We start from the raw sequence: 19,258 nt of genomic DNA, 5'->3' as shown, positions 1-19,258 counted from the left end.
TGCAGTTTTGTTTACTGATTACAGCCATTTGAACCTTCGTTTGATATGTCTATTATTCTGTATTTATCTCCTGTTTTTTCAACTAGTTTTGATTTTTCCAACGTTTCAATGAAAATATCAATAAACTCAGATAGTTTTTCTGAAGGTACTTTAAATGTATCTATAAGAGTATTTTTGAAAAATTTTCTGTCGGGCAAATTCTCGCCCCTGTAGTGCTTATAAACTTCTCCGATAATAGGAGCTTTCAATACGGCCTCACGTAATCCGGATAGCTCGTCAGAAGGCGATTGAGGTCTTAAAATTTTTTTTACCAACTCTGTTGGTTGTATTTGTCCAGGAGAAGGTCTTTCAAGAAGCCCATATTTTAATGACGAACTTATTTCTAGTCGAAATGGGCCATTGTAACCTACACCACAATAATTGGCTGCATCTTTCTCTGAACAGTCTTTACCTGCATTCTGTTCAACTATCGCTCTTGGGATTCTAAGTGCTTTTTCAACTGAATGCCTCGGATAATTTATAACTGGTGCTCTTTTTTTAGCTTTCGCCGTAGTTTTTTTAGCCTTACGTTTGGTGGGAGCTTTTTTTCGACTGGTTTTAGGAATATCAGTTGATTCAATCTCCGTCTTCTCTTCATTATTTTGTTCTATTTTGGTTTTTTTAAAATTACTACCAACTAAATGGCTGAAGAACATTATGCTAATTATACCATAAATATATCTGGATAAAGGCAAATATTGTATTTTTAACCTCTCTTAATGCAAGACCTTTCACCTATTTTACTTTGTAACTATGTCCCTAGCAGCCACATTAAAATTATTAATGTTTAATGTATCTTCCCATCCATCAGCGTCTGTTGGGCCATAAACAGACTTTGATTATTGTAAATGTAACAAATTACAACGATTTAATTCGCTTTGCAGCTATACAAAGAGGTTTCCATAAATTATATTAGCGGATTCTGGAAGATATTTTTGTTCGATGCAGTAGGATGGATAATGCCGGAATGACACCGATGGAGCCATAATTTGGTCAATGATCTGGTTGGTAAATTGTAACCCTTCAGTTTGAATAGCGATCTTTGGCCTTTTATTGGAAAACTATAGATCAAGCACTTTCGGGGCCTCCTTCATTACCAGTAGCAGGTTTGCCTGATATTATCTTTTCTTGATAATCGTCAATTGTACTCTTTTTCAAACTAGCAAGATAGATTTGTGTTGTATTAACCTTTTCATGGCCCAGCATCTTGGAAATGGTCGTTAACGGTATCTCCATCTGGTCGGCAATCGTTGCATAAGAATGTCGCGCTACATAGCTTGTCAGGTTTTCCTCAATCTTGGCCATAGCCGCCAGCTTTTTTAAATTTTTATTATATCGCTCACGCGCCCAGGTTACGTCCTTGTATTGCAGGGCCGGATCATCCCGTTTGATGATGGGAAGGGTATAGTCATCTTTTCCCTTGTCTGCAACAAATTCATCCAGTATTGGCCATAACGGCCCTGGAATTTTTATATCGTAGGGTTTTTTTGTGCGCTGTCTGACAAATGAAATCCGTCCGTCATTAATGTTGCCGAGTTTCAGATGCGCAAGGTCTGCATAGGCATCAGGTAAAAGCTCATTAAAAAAATCTGCCTGTCTCGATACAAGGTCGAGTCCTTGTCCAGTTCCAGATTTGCAAGACGTTGGATTAAGGAAAAATCAATCGCTCGCTTTTTTGTTTTGGTTGTGCGGATTGTATAATCATCAAAAGGGTAGGCATCCCTGTCCGCAAAGCCGTCTTTAACGGCCTGATTGAAGATAGCCCGGATGGTCTTCATATAGACAGCCAGCCCATTGAGCGAATTACCCTTTGCTAAATGATTCACCTCAAATTTCTTCAAAAAGGCCAGGTTAAGTTCATTGAAGGTAAAGTCCTTGTCTTTCCGGTACTTCTTGATCACGTTCAAAATGGCGCGGTAGCTCTTGGCATTTCCAATCCGTTTTGCCTTGCGAAGATCATTAATGAGTTTTTCGGTGTAGGTGAAAAACGTTTGTGATGGCTTGCTGTCCTGCATACGTTCACGAACTTGAACAACGGATAAGAATTTCAGTTCACCCTTTTCATCCAGCCGCATTATCTGATCAGTCATCTCAGACCGTTTTTTTTGTAACAGATTGTTAAGGCGTAGCGGCGTTTCCGATCCTTTGTAACTTGATTTAACTTTGCGATCTTTAATGTTCCAGTCGGTTTTTTTGATCCAGTAACCGGATTTGATACTGGTCGTTTTGGTATTGTGAACCAGCCTGAAAATTATCGGAAATGTGCCGTCTTTTTTAGGTTTTCTCGCATCGAGTGCAAGAACGATACTTGTTGCCATACATTTAAATTTTGCACGTAACTTTTGGTTTGGTACAAAGATAAGTGATATGTGCCTAAAAACCGCTTAAAAACAGGTTTTTAAGCCATTTTAATCCAAACAAATTCAGAAATTGTATGACTGGCAGTCAAGAGGTCTTGGGTTCGATTCCTATTGGCTCCACGCTGATAATCAGCCACTTGCAAGATTAAAATTGTGGGTGGCTTTTTTGTTTAATACACAATTTGATACACCTTTAAAGTCTTATGGATGAGATCACCAAGGAATATCGATCCAGGATGAAAAAGAAATTGGCCTGGATGGAATACACACTTCTCAGAATTAAAGAAATAGAAGACCAAAAACAAGGGGATACTCAGGTTATTTCAAACAATTTCCAAACGTATTTGCAGAGGGTGATACAGAACATGAATTAATAACCAATTTATTTAATGCCCTGCATGACATATTTGACTATGAAGCTTCAAAAGTTGCCAACGATTTGAAATCTAACGATTCAAAGGTAACCAAAAAATCAATCTTCCTTCAATCGGCTTAACGGCTTAATATCATTAAATGGCTGATTATATAGTTACAAGAGCTTATCTTTTTGACTGGATAAGGACATATGGTTGCGAAATGTTACCATTGCCAGAAAATAAAGCAAGAGTAGTTAAGTTTGAAAACCCAAAAACAGGAGGTACTGCTTATTTAAACATGCCCATTGATGACCGACCAATAAAAGACAGTAATGTGCATGGAATTTGCTCAAAACCTGGCATACCAGTACCAAGAATGTAATAAAATAAAGTATTTTAAACCCCTTTAACCGCCTATTTCTTTATCCGGCACCTTACCACATTTCAACCTGAGATAAGTTAACCTGGCTTAAATGTAGCACTACCTTAATTAAGATTTGCCTTTAAAAGTTAAATTAGGTAGTCTGTGGGTTCAACCAACTGGGTTTATTATGAACTATATGCTCGCCAGCTTGTTATTAATTTCAGCGGCATGTGGTAATCAGCAAAAAGAATATCAAAAAAGTAATCCTAGCCTCTTATTAGGTTTTACCTTTGGAATGACAGAAAAACAATTCAATCGGCACCTTGAAAAGTTACTTGAAGACGGCAAAATATATGTCAATGATTTTGATTTATATACCTATGATATGGCCTTTGATAAAGGCAAGGCAGAAACAAGTTTTACCCCCTATTTCTATAATAGTAAGCTAAATCAACTTTTATTAACATTAAGCGGTTCTGGAAATTTATGATATGCCCTTAATACTGCAGGTGGATGCTATGCAAGCACTAGCAGTGAAATATAGTCATGATAGTGCTTATCAGCGTGTCGATGGTGGTAATGCAGCATATTGCTATCTTAAGGATAACAGGGAGATAAGTTTGTTTAAAGGCCCTAAAAATGTGTATTTGTTTTATACTGATTTGTCAATTAAACCTCTCATTGATAGTTCCAAATGGTATATCCCTGGGATCGGTGTAAAAAGAACTAATGACTTATAGGTGTTGGTCGAACTAACAAAAATTAAAACTTCAGGGATGTCCTGATCAGTGAAGCTTTAAAGAACCTTTTTGAAAACAGGCCCTTTAAAACTTCACTTGTGTTACATGTAACCAAAGGGCGCATCAGAGACTGTAAGCCGCAGTTCATCATCGATGTAGGATACGGCAATGTAAACCGTAAACGAAAACTGAAATGTAATACGTTGTTTTATACCTTTTTCAGGGATCATAAAATAAAGTATATCAGGCCCTTCCTGTTGTGGAATTTCGAAGGAATCTGCCAAACCAATTCTTACATCACTGGTAACTTTATTTTTTTGATATACACTTTGCCCATTGTGTTCCACCTGAATTTCATCTTCATAGAAGCCTTCCCGGAGGGCAATATGAAAAACAGGCTTCTGGCCAATGGATTGAGAACTATCTGTTTTATTACCCATTGTGCTGCAATTGGTTAGGATTATAGATGAAAAAGATAGTACAATGTAATGCCATTTCATCCATTTAAACTTCATGGATAACCGAAAATGTCTGAGATGATCACCCATCATAGCGCCGGATTTCTCAATAACTATTCCGGATACAGACTATTTTAGGTTTTTCCCTAATCTTCTACTGTGGCCGTTTTGGAACCGGATTTGTTTTCTGAATATTGTCTCATTTCATGTTGAAATTCTTCAAGCACCGAATCAAGTACATTACGTGACTTCAGCACCTCATGAGCATTTTTCATACATTCTTCCGCACTCCTGGCATCGCCATCGGCGTAAAGAAACTGACTTAGCATTTTAACCTGGTCTCCATAGTCAATATGCCCAAAGGTATCTACCGCATTGTTTTTGTTGGATATTAAAACTTTCATCAGTTCCTTTCGGGCTTCGTCTACTTTTGGTTCGGCCACTTTGATTGACGCATTTGCATCCTGTGCCGAAGCATATAAAGATTCGCCCTCCGGAATGTTTAAATATTTGTATCCTTTGGTCAAAGGCATGTTTAGCGCAATGGAGGCATGGCATGAAACCCGATTTTTTCCAAACTGGTCCACAACCTGCCGCAATACGTCATTACCTTTTTCAAGGAACATGCTTCCATTGAAGGCAAGGATCCTTCCTACATCTTCAGAAAAGAAATCCTGAGCTACGAGCTCTTCTTCATAGCTTTTTGGTGGGGCAATTTTCACATTCAATACATTGGAGATTATATCTTCCCCTTCAATGTTTATAGCTACCTGAACCTCATAGACCCCTGGCTCTGCCAGATCCCAGCCATTCAGACCTGATGCTATACTCAAAGAGCTATACATTGCCTCTTCGGGAACCAACTGCCTGAGCGGGTTTTCCAGGCATTTTTGAGTGTAAGGGTGCCATTGTCTTGCAGGTTTTCCTTTTCCTTTGATAATTACGGTTAAATGTTCACTGTCTGAGAGTGTTGAGATACCCAGTAATTTTGGCTGGCCGGTCATGTTAACCAGTTTCAGCTCGATCTTAACCGGTTCCATAAACTCAAAATGGTCGATATCTCGGTGCAGGCGTGCTTCCAGTTTAAAGCTTTGTTCAGGGTAAACATTTGCCTGGTTGAACCCATGATCATCAAACCAGTCCGCATTTCCCATTTGCACGAACTGCTCTGGTGCGTGACGCAAAAAGAGTAGCTCGTCATCACTGAATCTATATTCAAAGTCTTTGAAAAATGCTGACTGCCCACCTGCAACGCTGAAAGGATAATTCATAAAACTACGCGCCTCAGGTTCATTATCCAGGGGTATCCAGGGACCTTTTCCGCCAAAAACCAAGGATTTCTGCCAGGAATGTGCCAGGTTGAAGGCATGGCCCATTTCGTGGCAGGTTGTCCAGAATTTCATACGATTAACCCAGGCTGCCGGTTTAGGATCACTGGGAGGAGGATTTTTGATGAACGAATCATTGAAAACAGCAGTTCCCTGACGATGGTTTGGACCAATATCATCAAACATGATCCCGCCCAGCGAAGGTCCTTGCTCATGCAGACCGGCAAAGAATGTCCATAATGACCACTGAGGCCTGTTGGCAAATCTTGACCAATAGGTCTGCATGGCATCGTGCATTTCCATATCACTCCACCGCGCATTGGGCCCTGACCCGCTTAGTGGTATTATCGAACTGTCTTTTGTTGTTGAAGCTTTAAAACCGGTCCTTCGAAATACTTTTTGGATGGTTAATTTTTCCGCAGGCAAAGAGGCAGGGCGATTTGGATGTGCGTCAGTTTCAATATGTGTCACTGCCGAAGTTCCGCTTGCCACATCAAACTCGAATTGGACATTGCGAAAATATTTACTTTTCCATCGATAGATCATAGTGCGGCTCGTGGCACCGCCGCCACCGAACTTGACGATTGCCAGGCGTTGGCCCGGGTACAGTGATCGGATTACCTTCATCTTAATGCCAGTGTGAGGGAGTAAGGCAGCATGGCCTGATTTGTACCAGATAGTGCCAGCCCATTTGGATGATCCCTGGTATTTCACACTTGCTATCCAATGTAACCGAAGGTTTAGCCCGATCTTTATGGTCCCACTTATCGTATTTTGTGGATATTTCCCATCGAGATCTATCCTGAGTGCTTCCTTTCTTTTCCTCCAAAACCCGATAGGTTGTATCTCTGACTCCTCTAATCCATCCGGTTTAGCGTAGGGAAATGGATTTTTGAGAGCGATTTTGTAAGACCAGGTATATAAACCGCTTACCTGCAATAGCCCTGGAAATAGTGAAGCCGTTTCTTGTATGTATTCGGCATCGGTTTCCTGGATGTCTAGCTGTTCCTCAAAGTCAAATTCATCCAATTCGTGTGGGGATAGTTTTTCTTTCGTGGTTTCCATAAGCTTATTTAGTTAGAGTTGAACAATTTGGTAGATTGTGTTTTTTAATAAACAGACAAAAGAATTGCCTTCTTCTTTTCGAAGTAAGCTGGTGGTCGGACTGGTCGTTTAATAGTAGGTTATCCCATTTTTTCTATTCCTGCCAATGTCAGAAAATAAAATATTAATTTACTAAAAAACTAAACAACTGTCAACCCCTAAAAATGGGTATTTATAAGATTGTAATTTATTGGAAATGAATCAATTAATTTGCTCTTTCATATCACCTCATGCTTAACCTGGCGCCAGCGGACGTGGCTGTTGCACCACATGTTGGAGGAGCAATATAAAATGAGTTGTCTGTGATCTTGCTGATGAGATTGATGTTGAAATGACGAGTAAAAAAAGGTTGGTTTACATTTGTAATTAACTCTTTGATTTCCTACACCTGATAGTTTTCAGGATTTAATTTCAAGAGGGCGGTTTCATCGTTGTTGCTTTTACCGGTAAAGATCAAATCAGTTCCATTTGTAGCCAGATTGGAAGGCACATAATATTTTGGGCCACTCACATCATAGATTTTTTTGGTGCCGTTTTCCGTTCCATCTGATTCCCATATGAATAAGCGCCGGTAGTCCGTCAGGAAAAATGAAAAGTATAACTTATTATTAATTTCAATGACATCAGCAAAATCGACTAATTCCCAGTTGCCTTCATGCACTGCTTTTACCGGAACTGTATTTTCCGGGGAGCCGTCGGTTTTCATAATACCCACCGTGGTAGGAAAGGGGAATATTGATGAACTTTTGACCACAAAGTATAAATCATTGTTGAATTCGTTATACTGTGTCAGGGAGGATGTCCCCGTTGGCCTTGCACCATTCCCGTCAACTTCTTGCGTGACCGGAAAGGTGCCTGATTCGGTACCGTCACTTCTCCAAACCCTGGATTGATTGGTTTCTCCTGGCTGAAATGTGAAGAAAAACAGACCGTTGGCGGCACCTTCAAAACTTGGATAATTCCGGATAGGCAGATCCCCTTTTACTACAATAGTTCCTTCGCTGGTTCCATCACTCTTCCAGACATGGAGTAGAAAATCCTCTTTCGAGAGAAAGTAAAAATAATCACCTACCAAGGTCAGGTTGGACATATTGAGCTTTAGTAAGTCGGTAACAGGTACTGTCCCTTCTTCAGTTCCATCTGTGGACCAAATCTGTTTTCCGTTCTGTCCATCATTCGCTACAAAAAAAAGCTTATCATTAAATGTTACAGAACTTTGCGAAAAGACGGTAGTGATACCGCTGCTCTTCCCCGGGTAAATATCTTTTAGCAGTTTGGAATTGTCAACTGTACCATCACTTACCCATATTTCCTTGCCATAACTTTCGGTGATTGCTTCAAAGAAAAGCAGATTATTAAATTGAACGAAATTTCTTGGCATGGAATTTTTGTCCGAGTCTTTAGATAATAAATCAGTTACCTGTATCTGTGCACTTAACCTGTTGAAAAACATACTAAGTAACAGGGGCAAAAACCATAATTGCTTATTCATGGTGAAGTGATTTTTTGTTTCCCTATAAGTTGTGATCTTAGGCCCGGATTTATGCTTTTCCCTGATTCCTGATCAGCTTTTCGACCAGTGCATTTCACCTGCCTGCTTCAAAAGCCAATGATTTGAAATTTTCATACAATACATTTTTCTCACATAAAAAAAATAACTTTAGCATAATTTTTAATACTTTTTGAAATAGCTGTCGGATTTTATAAAATCGGTGACTGATTAAATAGGGTCTATTCAATAGTATTCACCGAAATGTAAATGATGAATAAACGATTGTTAAAGCGGATAGTTGTTGGTCTGCTGGGCTCATTGATATTTATGTTGTGTTATGGAGCCTGGCTGGTAAACGACGAATTTAGCAAGCTGGAGAGTGATGATCCCAGGTTTTGGGAGGCAGCAATCAGGGAATTTGAAGAGGAGGATATGCACCCGCTACCGGGTTTGGGCAAATTTGATAAGGGAAAGACTTCGTTAATAGGTTGATTGGAATTTTTCGTTGTCTGTTGACTTCAACTTAATAAAACTTTAACCTTGGCTTAACCTTATTTCCGCAAGTAAGCTGTATCATTGTTTGTGTTAACATAGATTTTGGGAATGAGATTTTGGTTAGCGGTTATTTGTTTGGTATTTATTTCGACAGGTTGTTCAAGAGAAAAGGGGAAAAACGAACCGCCTGCGTCCCAGGATTTGGAAAGAAGTGCCCGGAGTTTAGCCAAAGCCTACTGTGCTAACTGTCATAGCTATCCTGAACCGTCCCTGCTCGATAAATCTACCTGGAAGAAGCACGTACTTCCGAGGATGGGTTATATGTATGGGATTTACCCTCATGACAGTGTCAGAATGAAGCTGATTGGCCGGGGGGCTAGTGGTGAAATGGTAAAAAAGGCCAATACATTTCCGCCACATCAATTGCTGCCGGATAGCATATGGGTGAAAATTCAGCATTACTATTTGTCCCACGCGCCGGATAGTCTGGAAATTATCAGTGATGAGATCCGTACAGGGTTGAAACTGTTTGAAGTAGTGGAGACACCCTACAGGCTTTCACCCCCGGGCACTACCTGTGTTGCTTTTGCCGGAGATGGCCTTTACATCGCTGATGCGCATTCTCAAAAACTTTATCAGTTTAATAGAAAGCTTCAACTACTCAATGTTGCCAATACAAAAGAGGGGGCCGTATGGCTTAATAATAGAGAAAAAAGCCTGTTTATTACCGTGATGGGATCCTTTTCCCCTACAGATGCCCCTTCGGGCTTTTTGATGGAGTTGCCGAAAGAGGGGAAAGGGAAAGCCCGGAAAATAATCAGCCAACTGAGAAGGCCTGTACATTCATCATTTGGGGATCTCAATCAGGACGGTTTGGAGGATATTGTCATTTGTGAATTTGCAAAGTGGACCGGCCGGTTGACCTGGCGGGAAAAAACGCCTGATAGAAAGTACATCTCGCATTTACTGAGCACCCGCCCCGGACCCATAAAGGCATATATAAAAGATTTTGACAACAATGGCCTTCCTGATATAATTGCCCTTTTTGGTCAGGGCGATGAGGGCATATTTGCCTATTATAATCAGGGCAATGGCGTGTTCAGGGAAGAGGCCTTACTGCGCTTTCCCCCCAGCTATGGATCGAGCTATTTCAATTTTTTTGATTACAATGAGGATGGTTTTGACGATATCATTCATACAGCCGGGGACAACGCGGACTACCCGCCGCTAATGAAACCTTATCATGGCATCAGAATCTATCGGAACAATGGCGCGAATCAATTCGAAGAAGTGTTCTTTTGGCATCAGAATGGTGCCTATAATGCCATACCCCTGGACTTTGATCAGGATGGGGATATTGATATTGCCTCTATATCCTTTTTTCCGGATTTTGAAAAAACACCGCATGAAAGCTTTGTTTATCTTGAAAACAAAGGAGATGGAAAATTCGAAGCTTCTACTTTCAAAGACCCCTCACGAGGAAGGTGGATTGTGATGGACCACGCTGATTGGGATAATGATGGGGATGAAGATTTGGTGTTAGGAGCACTGGCTTTTGAGGTGGTGCCTGACACCAAAGGTTATGTTAAAAAATGGATGGAAAGCGGCTTGTCATTTATTATTTTGGAAAACAAACTCCAATAACCTGGAAGTATGTCATAAGACCCTGACTCACCCAATTATACATTGAGTCAGCCAGGTGTTTATTCCCGTTTTTCAGATTTTTATTGCGCTTCCATAAAAGGATATCTAAAATCTGTGGATGGAACCAGGGTTTCCTTGATAGTTCTGGGCGAAACCCACCGCAACAGGTTGATCATTGAACCGGCTTTATCGTTGGTGCCTGATCCTCTTGCCCCGCCAAAAGGCTGCTGACCGACGACCGCACCGGTAGGTTTGTCATTGATGTAGAAGTTACCGGCAGCATTTACCAACTTATTCGATGCCAGTTCAATGGCATAACGGTCAGTAGCAAACAAGGCGCCTGTTAAGGCATAAGGTGACGTCTGATCAATCAATTCCAGCGTTTCCTCAAAACGGTCTTCCTGGTAAACATAAATGGTAATAACCGGGCCAAATATCTCTTCACACATGGTTATATATTGTGGATCTTTGGTTAGTAAAACGGTAGGCTGGATAAAATACCCGGATGACTTATCATAACTGCCGCCAGCCAGTATTTCAACCAGATCACTTTTGCCGGCCTGGTCGATATATCCTGTAATCTTATCAAAGGCCTTTTTGTCAATGACTGCGCTAAAAAAGTTTGAAAAGTCCTCCACGACACCCATATTGATATCTTTAACATCATTTACCACAAGTTTTTTCAACGCCTCCCACATGCCTGAGGGAATGTAAGCCCTTGAAGCTGCTGAACATTTTTGCCCCTGATATTCAAAGGCGCCCCGTGTTATAGCAGTGGCCACTTCCCGGGTACTCGCCGATCGATGGGCCACAATGAAGTCTTTACCTCCGGTTTCTCCAACGATCCTGGGGTAGGATTTGTATTTGTGAATATTTTCGCCGATAGTTTTCCATAATTGTTGAAATACCTTGGTACTTCCGGTAAAGTGCAGGCCTGCAAAGTCGGGATGATTAAAGATCACTTCCCCGGCCACAGGGCCATCTACGTAAATCAGATTAATCACACCATCGGGAAGGCCGGCTTGTTGAAACACTTCCATAATCACATTGGCGGCGTAAATCTGCTGGTAGGCTGGTTTCCAAACCACGGTATTGCCCATCATAGCAGGTGCGGAAGGCAGGTTGCCGGCAATCGCAGTAAAATTAAATGGAGTAAGGGCAAACACAAACCCTTCCAGCGGCCGCTGTTCGATCCGGTTCCAGGTGCCAGGGGCGGAGTCCGGCTGTTGCTTGTAAATCTCAGCCATGTAACTCACATTGAACCTTAAGAAATCAATCAACTCGCAGGCTGAATCAATTTCTGCCTGGTAAGCATTCTTTGATTGCCCCAACATGGTGGCAGCGTTGATTTTATACCGGTAAGGGCCTGCCAATAATTCGGCCGCCTTTAGAAATATACTTGCCCGGTGTTCCCATGACATACCAGCCCAGGATTCCTTAGCAGCCATGGCTGCATCTATAGCCTGTTTGGCATGATCCGAATCCCCTTCACTAAAATGACCCAGCACATGCTGATGGTCGTGTGGGGGATTCAGCGGTAACTTCCGTCCGGTAGTTACCCTTTCACCGCCAATATACATGGGGATATCGACTTTTGAAGATCTTGCCTCCTCGATAGCCGATTTTAAAGCTGCTCTTTCGGCAGAATTTGGCGCATAACTTTTTACAGGCTCATTTTCAGGAATGGGAACATTAAAAAATCCTTTAAGCATTATAGTATGGGTTTTATTTCTTGTTAATTAAAATTTTGAGCATATTTAAAACTTCATATCCAATGGGACCGCAATTTTATAAAATCACCGGCAAATTTAAATAAACAGTCTATTTTATTTTAATAATTTCTATACCATCGACCTCCTGGCTTGTCAGCACTATAGTATCTTTACCATTTCACTCAGACAGTTTATTTCGTAGGTTACCTTTTCTTTGTGAAACAGATCATTTGGATTGTAAAAGATTTGATCCATGTTTACACGCCTTGCCCCCTGAATATCAGTCTGCAAATTATCGCCCACCATGATGCTTTTATTCACCTCCGCCCTGGTAAGCCCCAGGGCGTATTCAAATATTTCCTTCTGTGGTTTTTTCGAACCGGCAGATTCGGAAGTGACGATTTGCTTAAAGTATTTTTTGATGTTGGCACTGGTTAATTTAGTATCCTGTACGTCGTCGAACCCATTGGTTATAATGCATAATTCATATTTCTCCTGCAAATAATCAAGGATCTCTAATGTGTAGGGCATGATGTTTGTTTTTTGGGGGCAGGACTGTAAATAAACCTCTCCGAAATCCGGGGGAACCTGTTCCGGCGTCAGGCCTAAATCCATGAAAATAATGGTAAATCTTTTTTCCCTAATTTCATCCTTATCAATTTTTCCGACATTGTATAAATCCCACAATTGGTTGTTTACCTCCATAAACTTTTCTACCAGGGCGAATTCTGAAAAAAGATTGAAGCTCATTAATTCAAATTGCCGGTATAGATCTATCAACGTTTCCGTAGCATTTTTATCAAAGTCCCAAAGGGTATGATCCAGGTCAAAAAATATGTGATGGTATTTTTTCAAGGTCAATGTGGCCAGGTTTTGCGTTGAATTTTATTGATAGATAGCTCCCTGTTGGAATTTAGTATCTCATACGTTTCCAGATCTCTCAACAAAACCTGGTCTTTGCTTAAAAACTGAAAGATTTGATTGACAAAATCCTTTACCTCTTCTTTTAAAGAATAAAACACCCATTGATCTTCCTTCCGGGAGCTGACTAACCCGGCATTCTTTAAGTAGATCAAATGTCGACTGGTTTTTGTTTGCGTAAAGTCCAGTATATTTTCAATATCAGAAATGCTCAACTCGTGATCATGATATAAAAGAAATAATATCCTTACCCTCGATTCATCGGCAAAAGACTTAAAGAACTGGGTGCCAGGGCTTAAACTAAAATTCTTTAATCTCATTTTCGTATATAATCAACGATTGAAAAAGAAACCTTTTATACCATTACTGCATTTAAATTAATATTAATCATTATTTTTATAAGTTAAGTAACACTTAATAAAGAATTTTTGGTGTAAATTTAGTGTATTGAAGAAGTTTGAAATCATATTGACCGCTGCTACACCTGCTTTTTATAAGCTTTTGGCTGTGACACTGGTGTTTGGTGTTTTGGTAATAATGGATGCCAGGGCACAAGAAGTTACCACAAAGGATAAGCAAATTGTTCAGTTTTCAGGGGTTGTGGTAGGGGCGGACAGTACCACGGGCGTTCCGGGTGTGCACGTTTATGTCCCGAAAGCTGGAAGGGGTACAACTTCAAATTTATACGGTTATTTTTCAATGCCGGCTTTGGTTGGTGACAGTGTGATAATTAGTGCGATTGGTTTTGAAAGAATTCTTTATGTAATTCCCGGAGATCGTGGGGAAAACATCACAGAATTTTTTGAACTTAAAACCGACACTACCTATCTGGAAGAGGTAGAGATATTTCCTTTTCCAACCGAAAAAGACTTCAAACAGGCTGTTTTAGCCCTGCAATTGCCCTCAAATAATTTTTCACAAGATAATATGGGGGCCGAAGTTTTAGCCAGAATAGCAGAAACCCTGCCCATGGATGGCCGGGAAGCTTACAGAGGCTTTGTCAACCAACAATTCTACACGGCCCATAACCGGTTTCTTTACAATCCTAATCCTACCAGCGCCTTACTCAATCCATTTGCCTGGGCTGAGTTAGTGAAATCGATCAAAAGAGGAGACTTCAAAAAGAAAAAATAAAAAACCCTGGCTAAAATAGACAGGGCTTTTTGATATATGGTAATTGTTTAGCGTATGCGAGGCATAATAAGTTACCAGTGAACGTTTTCAGCCGAAGCTTCATTGGTAGCAATATCACTACTGGCACTTTTATATAGTTCTTTTCTTACTTCATCCCTGACATTTTGGGCGATCATAGTTGCTTCCTTCTTTAGCTTTTTATGGATTGTCTGGCTCTTTTTGGATGATTCGGGATTGACAAACAAAAACTTTTTAACACTTTGACTGGATTTACGCACGGTCTTTTTGTAGTAGAAATCCGTTACTTTCAGTGAATAGCCATTATCCCTTACGACCATGACCACCTTATAGTTTAAAAGTGGTGTTGCGGATCTCGAAATTCCTGAAATCTTAAATTTTTCCACACCGCCGCCGGACAGCGTTCCGGAGTTCTTGTTCATTCTTAAATAATATGTGGATTTGTTGAATTTGTTCTCGAACAAATACTTCGCTTTTTCATAAAGCGCTTCCTTGGCTGTGCCTTCAATGCTTACTTCTTCAGAAAAACTGAGTAGGTTGACCCCAACCCGCTCCTGCGCGCGCAACGGACTTATAAATAAGCCGCCGACAATCAATAGTAGTGTTAATAAGGTTCTCATAAGGTCATTGCTTTTACAGTTCAATTAACGTCCTTTGGTTGTTGTGTATTGTTCGGTTTGTGTTTTACTATGATCGCATTTTCATATTTGTAAGGCCCTGTACCCGGAGACTCGAGAATATCTACATAATTGACAAATCTTGGATTCATCGTATCTCTGACCTGGTATTTTCCACTTTTTCCCCCTGCACCTCTGATGATGATGAAATCACCATAATCAAAGTTTCCTCCCCATCTTTTCAGCAAGTTTCTGCTCAATGCCACATATTTATAATCACCTGCTACAGGAATTTCAAACCTGGTGCCGTCGGCTGTAATGTTTGGCGTATCATCAGTTTGGCTTGCAACTGGCTCATACATCGTTATTGTAACGTTGAAGCTGGGTACTAAGTCGGCAAATAATCCTGCATGGTCATTAACATTGGTAAGCTCCCCGCGTTCCGGTCCGATTAATGCTTCAGTTAGGTCTTCACTTAGGTTTTCGCTTGTAGTTTCATCATTTGTAAAACTCAACAATGCTGGCACCAACAAAACAAACGCCAACAAATATGGGTTGCTTAAAATCCGTTTCACTGCTCTTTAGGGTTAGTTAATTCAATTTTCATAACCTTACTATAAATTCCGTGCCAATTTGGCTATTCAGATATTGAATAAGATTACATGTTTATTTCAACATCCCGAATAAGTAACCCTAACTCATACTCAAAAATACTAAAAATGTTTAGGTTTAAAGATAGATACAAGCCCTATTTCGATGAATAAATGATATTTTGCGATAAAGAAATCATAAGCTTCTACAAGCCTTTGTGCCCAAACAATAGGTGGAAGCGTCTATCTTCGTATAGAAGAACAATCACCCGTAAAGTAGCTGGTTCAATTATACATGTTATGTGCCCGTATGAGTACTTCAATACACAATTTGTGTAATTTTCCGTCATTTTTGATAAATAAAAAAAATTATTAATGGTGTAAAACTTACATGGAAAAATGGGGGATAAAAATAACGACTTTTAATATGCTTTTTTATCTCATATCTTGAAGTATAAGGAAAAGCTCGTTCATCAAAAAGGTCTGTGGTAAAGTCTGAAATCTAAAAGGAAAACCTAGTTAAGTAAACAAAAAAGGCCTTTTATGCTACTGATAGAACTGTCATGTCTAATGATAACAACACATATTCAAGCACTTTATTAATAAATTAACAACTCGGATTCTTCTCTGCAGAGACCGCGTTAAGAATTGTTAAACCAGGGAAGCTATTAGGTATATTATACGTAATATACCCCATATTGTGTTAATTTTTTATTAATTTACTTTAAAATAAGTACAATTTATTATATGTTTGAAGAACAACCGTTCTAAAAGCTAAAAGCTATTAGCTTCCGAAATAAAACTTTTTTTCACTGCTAAACTGTTTATATATGAAGAAGATTCTACTCATTTGCTTCATGCTCTTGGCAGCGCTTATCATTGATGCCAGGGCACAGGACCGGACCATTACAGGCAAGGTCATAGATGAAAATGGTTCCTCACTACCGGGAGTGAACATCATTTTAAAGGGCACAGCTATCGGAACCACCTCTGATATCGATGGTAATTATGTACTAAGCCTGCCTTCCGAAGGTGGTGTTTTGATATTCTCATTCATTGGGTTTGCCACCAGGGAAATTGACATTGGTTCGCAATCCACCATAAATGTCACCTTACTTGGAGATACCCAGCAACTCTCGGAAGTTGTTGTTACAGGCTATGGTGTTCAGGAAAAACGTTCACTCACAGGATCGATAGCTTCTGTAAAAGGTGAAGTTATCGAAAATTTGCCGATGCAATCCTTTGACAGAGCCATTCAGGGCCGTGCGGCCGGTGTGCAGGTGACTTCTACATCCGGTGCGCCTGGTGGTGCTATTAATGTACGAATCCGGGGTGTAGGTTCTATCACAGGAGGAAACGATCCCTTATATGTGGTTGATGGAGTACAGGTAAATTCTGGTGACAACAACGCCTTTGGATCAGGTAATGCTCTGAACAGCATTAACCCGAATGATATCGAATCCATAGAAGTCTTGAAGGATGCTTCCGCTGCCGCAATTTATGGAGCACAGGCAGCGAATGGTGTCGTATTAATTACTACCAAAAGGGGTAAAGCAGGAAAGACAAGGATTAATTTCACCGCACAGGTCGGTGAAACCGCTCCTATCAACCTGATTGATGCCTTAAATACCTCTCAGTTTAAAACGTTAAGGGCGGAGGCCCTCACAAACCGGTTCGGACCGAATTATGATCCGGATGGGCAGGGACGCACAACCGCGCAATATGTACAGGATTTATATGGTGATCAAGATACTGATTGGGTGGATGAGGCATTCAGAAACGGTACGAATCAAACTTATGATATTTCATTTGATGGTGGTAATGAAAGAACTAACTTTTTCATTTCAGGCTCCTACAACCTTCAGGAAGGTATCGTTTTGGCTTCTGATTTTGAAAGGGGGACGGGCAGGTTTAACCTGAATCATAAAATCAATGATAAATTATCTATAGAGCAGAAGATTTCATTAGCAAGGACTACTCAGAATGGGACGATTTCAGATGGTGCATTTATAAGCAGCATACACCTCGCCTCCTTATTCATGGCGCCCAATGAACCTGTCCGGGATGAAGCAGGTGAATACAACCAGGATTTGCCGTCACCCTGGAATTTTAACATTGTGCAAATGGCCGATTTTGATGAGCGGGTATCAGATAACACGCAAATAGTAGGAAGCTTTGCGGTCAACTATCAGATCCTCCCTAACTTGAAACTGAGAGGATTTATAGGGGTGGACTATTCTGGCATGGAGGAATACGCCTGGTCGGATCCAAGAATTAATAACTATAGAAACTTTGGCAATGGTATTGGCGGCCGACGCAGCGAGAGAAGAAGAAATATCATTAGCTGGAATACCAATGAAACCCTGACTTATTCGAAAAGCTTTGGAGACCACACTATCAATGCACTGGTAGGTTTTGAATATCGTCAACTGGAATGGGAAAATTTAACAGCCATAGGGGAGGGTTTCAACAACTTCAGGTTGAGAACATTAGCCTCGGCTGCGGGTCCTGGTACTGCTGTTTCAAACCCAGTCAATTCATTTAATACATCCTGGAATATGGCCAGTTTTTTCGGAAATGTGAATTACGATTACAAAAAAAGGTATTTTGCCACAGCTACTCTACGAAGGGACGGCTCCTCCAGGTTTGGTGTAGATAATCGTTGGGGTAATTTTTATTCCGGTTCTGTAGGATGGGCCATTTCAGAGGAGTCTTTTATGGATGATATTGCTGTGATAGACAATCTGAAAATCAGGGCCAGCTACGGTCAAACCGGTAATTCTTTATTAAACCCTAATGGCACTGAGAATTTTGTTGCTGCACAGGCCTGGGGTGTTGTGGGTAATTATACCGGCGAAGGGGGTACCTTACAAAATGGTTTTCTACCGGTTACGCTGGGAAATAACAGATTGACCTGGGAGGTGGCAGAACAGGCAAATATAGGTTTGGACTTTGCATTATTTGGAGGGAGGATTTCAGGAGCCGTTGATGCCTATATAACCGAAACCTCTAGTCTCTTGTTAGACAGATCATTGCCTACGGATACCGGATGGGGATCAGTAAAAGAAAACGTAGGTATTGTTGAAAACAAAGGTTTGGAAATAGAACTTTCCACGGTGAATATTGATGCCGGTAATTTTAAATGGACCACCGATTTCAATATCTCTTTTCAGGAGAATCAGGTAAAAGAGCTATTTGCCGGGAATGACACGGTAGTATTGGCCAGTGGAGAATATTTGATTGTTGGAAATTCTTTGAGATCGAACAGGCTTCCGACTTACTTAGGGGTAAATCCTGCCAATGGCAAAGCCATGTGGGAAGATGCCGACGGTAATATCACCTACCTCCTGCAGGATGAGGATAATAGAATTCAGGGGAATCGACTTTCTGACTTTTTTGGCGGATTAACCAATACCATAACTTACAAAGGATTTACGCTCGATGTGTTTTTCCAGTTTGACTACGGAAGGCAGATTCTGAACAACAATGCTTTCTTTCACGAAGCATCGGGTGGGTATATCTGGAATCAGGCGGTATCACAACTGGACAGGTGGCAGAATCCGGGAGACATCACTCACGTACCGAGGCCTTATGATGGTGTGGCTGAGCCAGGTGACTCCCGGAGTAATCAGTTTTCTACACGGCAGCTTGAAGATGCTTCTTACATCAGGCTGAAGGCCGCCACCTTAAGCTATGATTTTCCCAATACAATAGTATCCAAAATCGGTCTTTACAGGGCGAGAGTATTTGCCCAGGGAATTAACCTGTGGACCCTGACAGAGTATACCGGATGGGATCCTGAACTGCTGCAAACGGACATTGGCAGATATCCTCAGGCCAAACAATACACGCTTGGAGTTCAAATTGGATTATAATAAAGACTTTA

Annotated in this window: 18 protein-coding genes; 7 read left to right on the top strand and 11 right to left on the bottom strand. The window is 40.7% G+C overall.

Annotated elements, in window-relative coordinates; translation table 11 throughout:
• Window positions 1-11 precede the first annotated feature (11 nt).
• From AC04NP_RS27930 to AC04NP_RS27920, 3 genes are all read right to left on the bottom strand, one after another.
• On the bottom strand, window positions 12-734 hold the full coding sequence (locus AC04NP_RS27930; protein ID WP_482863377.1) for a hypothetical protein: 723 nt from the start codon (window positions 732-734) through the stop codon (window positions 12-14).
• A gap of 373 nt (window positions 735-1,107) precedes the next feature.
• A complete protein-coding gene (locus tag AC04NP_RS27925; protein WP_482863378.1) occupies window positions 1,108-1,551 on the bottom strand; it encodes a tyrosine-type recombinase/integrase in 444 nt (147 codons plus the stop codon).
• A 26-nt stretch (window positions 1,552-1,577) separates the two neighbouring features.
• A complete protein-coding gene (locus AC04NP_RS27920) occupies window positions 1,578-2,357 on the bottom strand; it encodes a phage integrase SAM-like domain and Arm DNA-binding domain-containing protein (RefSeq protein WP_482863376.1) in 780 nt (259 codons plus the stop codon).
• Between the two features lie 555 nt (window positions 2,358-2,912).
• On the opposite strand from AC04NP_RS27920, the gene AC04NP_RS27915 reads away from it, so the two are divergent.
• The 3 genes from AC04NP_RS27915 (at window position 2,913) to AC04NP_RS27905 (ending at window position 3,859) form a co-directional block, all read left to right on the top strand.
• Window positions 2,913-3,137 (top strand): hypothetical protein, encoded by a 225-nt coding sequence (locus tag AC04NP_RS27915; protein WP_482863375.1) that lies wholly within the window; start codon window positions 2,913-2,915, stop codon window positions 3,135-3,137.
• 169 nt (window positions 3,138-3,306) lie between these two features.
• Window positions 3,307-3,609: a hypothetical protein gene (locus tag AC04NP_RS27910; RefSeq protein WP_482863374.1), complete on the top strand. Its 303-nt coding sequence runs from the start codon at window positions 3,307-3,309 to the stop codon at window positions 3,607-3,609.
• Window position 3,610: 1 nt separating this feature from the next.
• Window positions 3,611-3,859: a hypothetical protein gene (locus tag AC04NP_RS27905; RefSeq protein ID WP_482863373.1), complete on the top strand. Its 249-nt coding sequence runs from the start codon at window positions 3,611-3,613 to the stop codon at window positions 3,857-3,859.
• Between the two features lie 101 nt (window positions 3,860-3,960).
• Here the strand turns inward: AC04NP_RS27905 and AC04NP_RS27900 are convergent, their stop codons facing one another.
• The 3 genes from AC04NP_RS27900 to AC04NP_RS27890 all read right to left on the bottom strand — a co-directional run bounded on the left by AC04NP_RS27900 (window position 3,961) and on the right by AC04NP_RS27890 (window position 8,241).
• The gene (locus AC04NP_RS27900; RefSeq protein WP_482863372.1) at window positions 3,961-4,299 is read right to left on the bottom strand and encodes a hypothetical protein; all 339 of its coding nucleotides are present in this window, start codon (window positions 4,297-4,299) and stop codon (window positions 3,961-3,963) included.
• Window positions 4,300-4,463: 164 nt separating this feature from the next.
• Window positions 4,464-6,710 carry a zinc metalloprotease gene (locus AC04NP_RS27895; RefSeq protein ID WP_482863371.1) on the bottom strand — a complete coding sequence of 749 codons (2,247 nt, stop codon included), beginning with the start codon at window positions 6,708-6,710 and terminating at the stop codon, window positions 4,464-4,466.
• A gap of 421 nt (window positions 6,711-7,131) precedes the next feature.
• On the bottom strand, window positions 7,132-8,241 hold the full coding sequence (locus AC04NP_RS27890) for a hypothetical protein (RefSeq protein ID WP_482863370.1): 1,110 nt from the start codon (window positions 8,239-8,241) through the stop codon (window positions 7,132-7,134).
• Between the two features lie 267 nt (window positions 8,242-8,508).
• On the opposite strand from AC04NP_RS27890, the gene AC04NP_RS27885 reads away from it, so the two are divergent.
• Both AC04NP_RS27885 and AC04NP_RS27880 read left to right on the top strand, forming a co-directional pair.
• Window positions 8,509-8,733: a hypothetical protein gene (locus tag AC04NP_RS27885; RefSeq protein WP_482863369.1), complete on the top strand. Its 225-nt coding sequence runs from the start codon at window positions 8,509-8,511 to the stop codon at window positions 8,731-8,733.
• 111 nt (window positions 8,734-8,844) lie between these two features.
• A complete protein-coding gene (locus AC04NP_RS27880) occupies window positions 8,845-10,380 on the top strand; it encodes an FG-GAP repeat domain-containing protein (protein ID WP_482863368.1) in 1,536 nt (511 codons plus the stop codon).
• Between the two features lie 80 nt (window positions 10,381-10,460).
• Here the strand turns inward: AC04NP_RS27880 and pruA are convergent, their stop codons facing one another.
• The 3 genes from pruA to AC04NP_RS27865 form a co-directional block, all read right to left on the bottom strand.
• Entirely contained in the window at window positions 10,461-12,092 is a 1,632-nt protein-coding gene (gene pruA, locus AC04NP_RS27875; RefSeq protein WP_482863367.1) for an L-glutamate gamma-semialdehyde dehydrogenase, read from the bottom strand.
• A gap of 159 nt (window positions 12,093-12,251) precedes the next feature.
• The gene (locus AC04NP_RS27870) at window positions 12,252-12,947 is read right to left on the bottom strand and encodes a YjjG family noncanonical pyrimidine nucleotidase (protein ID WP_482863366.1); all 696 of its coding nucleotides are present in this window, start codon (window positions 12,945-12,947) and stop codon (window positions 12,252-12,254) included.
• A gap of 2 nt (window positions 12,948-12,949) precedes the next feature.
• Window positions 12,950-13,333 (bottom strand): ArsR/SmtB family transcription factor, encoded by a 384-nt coding sequence (locus AC04NP_RS27865; protein WP_482863365.1) that lies wholly within the window; start codon window positions 13,331-13,333, stop codon window positions 12,950-12,952.
• A gap of 127 nt (window positions 13,334-13,460) precedes the next feature.
• Between AC04NP_RS27865 and AC04NP_RS27860 the strand changes: the two genes are divergently transcribed.
• On the top strand, window positions 13,461-14,147 hold the full coding sequence (locus AC04NP_RS27860) for a carboxypeptidase-like regulatory domain-containing protein (protein ID WP_482863364.1): 687 nt from the start codon (window positions 13,461-13,463) through the stop codon (window positions 14,145-14,147).
• 71 nt (window positions 14,148-14,218) lie between these two features.
• Here the strand turns inward: AC04NP_RS27860 and AC04NP_RS27855 are convergent, their stop codons facing one another.
• Together AC04NP_RS27855 and AC04NP_RS27850 are read right to left on the bottom strand one after the other, a co-directional pair.
• On the bottom strand, window positions 14,219-14,785 hold the full coding sequence (locus AC04NP_RS27855; protein WP_482863363.1) for a DUF4468 domain-containing protein: 567 nt from the start codon (window positions 14,783-14,785) through the stop codon (window positions 14,219-14,221).
• Window positions 14,786-14,805: 20 nt separating this feature from the next.
• On the bottom strand, window positions 14,806-15,357 hold the full coding sequence (locus AC04NP_RS27850; RefSeq protein WP_482863362.1) for a hypothetical protein: 552 nt from the start codon (window positions 15,355-15,357) through the stop codon (window positions 14,806-14,808).
• A gap of 845 nt (window positions 15,358-16,202) precedes the next feature.
• Between AC04NP_RS27850 and AC04NP_RS27845 the strand changes: the two genes are divergently transcribed.
• Window positions 16,203-19,247, top strand: coding sequence for a SusC/RagA family TonB-linked outer membrane protein (locus AC04NP_RS27845; protein WP_482863361.1), 3,045 nt, complete (start codon window positions 16,203-16,205; stop codon window positions 19,245-19,247).
• Window positions 19,248-19,258 lie beyond the last annotated feature (11 nt).

Source organism: Agaribacillus sp. DX54, assembly GCF_056858335.1.
This window is presented reverse-complemented; position numbering and strand designations above follow the sequence as displayed.

What these genes read in the sequence shown, in the direction of transcription:
- AC04NP_RS27920 (WP_482863376.1), bottom strand. Translation starts at nt 2,357, where the DNA reads ATGGCAACAAGTATCGTTCTTGCACTCGATGCGAGAAAACCTAAAAAA.
- AC04NP_RS27915 (WP_482863375.1), top strand. Translation starts at nt 2,913, where the DNA reads ATGGCTGATTATATAGTTACAAGAGCTTATCTTTTTGACTGGATAAGG.
- AC04NP_RS27910 (WP_482863374.1), top strand. Translation starts at nt 3,307, where the DNA reads ATGAACTATATGCTCGCCAGCTTGTTATTAATTTCAGCGGCATGTGGT.
- AC04NP_RS27905 (WP_482863373.1), top strand. Translation starts at nt 3,611, where the DNA reads ATGCCCTTAATACTGCAGGTGGATGCTATGCAAGCACTAGCAGTGAAA.
- AC04NP_RS27900 (WP_482863372.1), bottom strand. Translation starts at nt 4,299, where the DNA reads ATGGGTAATAAAACAGATAGTTCTCAATCCATTGGCCAGAAGCCTGTT.
- AC04NP_RS27895 (WP_482863371.1), bottom strand. Translation starts at nt 6,710, where the DNA reads ATGGAAACCACGAAAGAAAAACTATCCCCACACGAATTGGATGAATTT.
- AC04NP_RS27890 (WP_482863370.1), bottom strand. Translation starts at nt 8,241, where the DNA reads ATGAATAAGCAATTATGGTTTTTGCCCCTGTTACTTAGTATGTTTTTC.
- AC04NP_RS27885 (WP_482863369.1), top strand. Translation starts at nt 8,509, where the DNA reads ATGATGAATAAACGATTGTTAAAGCGGATAGTTGTTGGTCTGCTGGGC.
- AC04NP_RS27880 (WP_482863368.1), top strand. Translation starts at nt 8,845, where the DNA reads ATGAGATTTTGGTTAGCGGTTATTTGTTTGGTATTTATTTCGACAGGT.
- pruA (WP_482863367.1), bottom strand. Translation starts at nt 12,092, where the DNA reads ATGCTTAAAGGATTTTTTAATGTTCCCATTCCTGAAAATGAGCCTGTA.
- AC04NP_RS27865 (WP_482863365.1), bottom strand. Translation starts at nt 13,333, where the DNA reads ATGAGATTAAAGAATTTTAGTTTAAGCCCTGGCACCCAGTTCTTTAAG.
- AC04NP_RS27855 (WP_482863363.1), bottom strand. Translation starts at nt 14,785, where the DNA reads ATGAGAACCTTATTAACACTACTATTGATTGTCGGCGGCTTATTTATA.
- AC04NP_RS27845 (WP_482863361.1), top strand. Translation starts at nt 16,203, where the DNA reads ATGAAGAAGATTCTACTCATTTGCTTCATGCTCTTGGCAGCGCTTATC.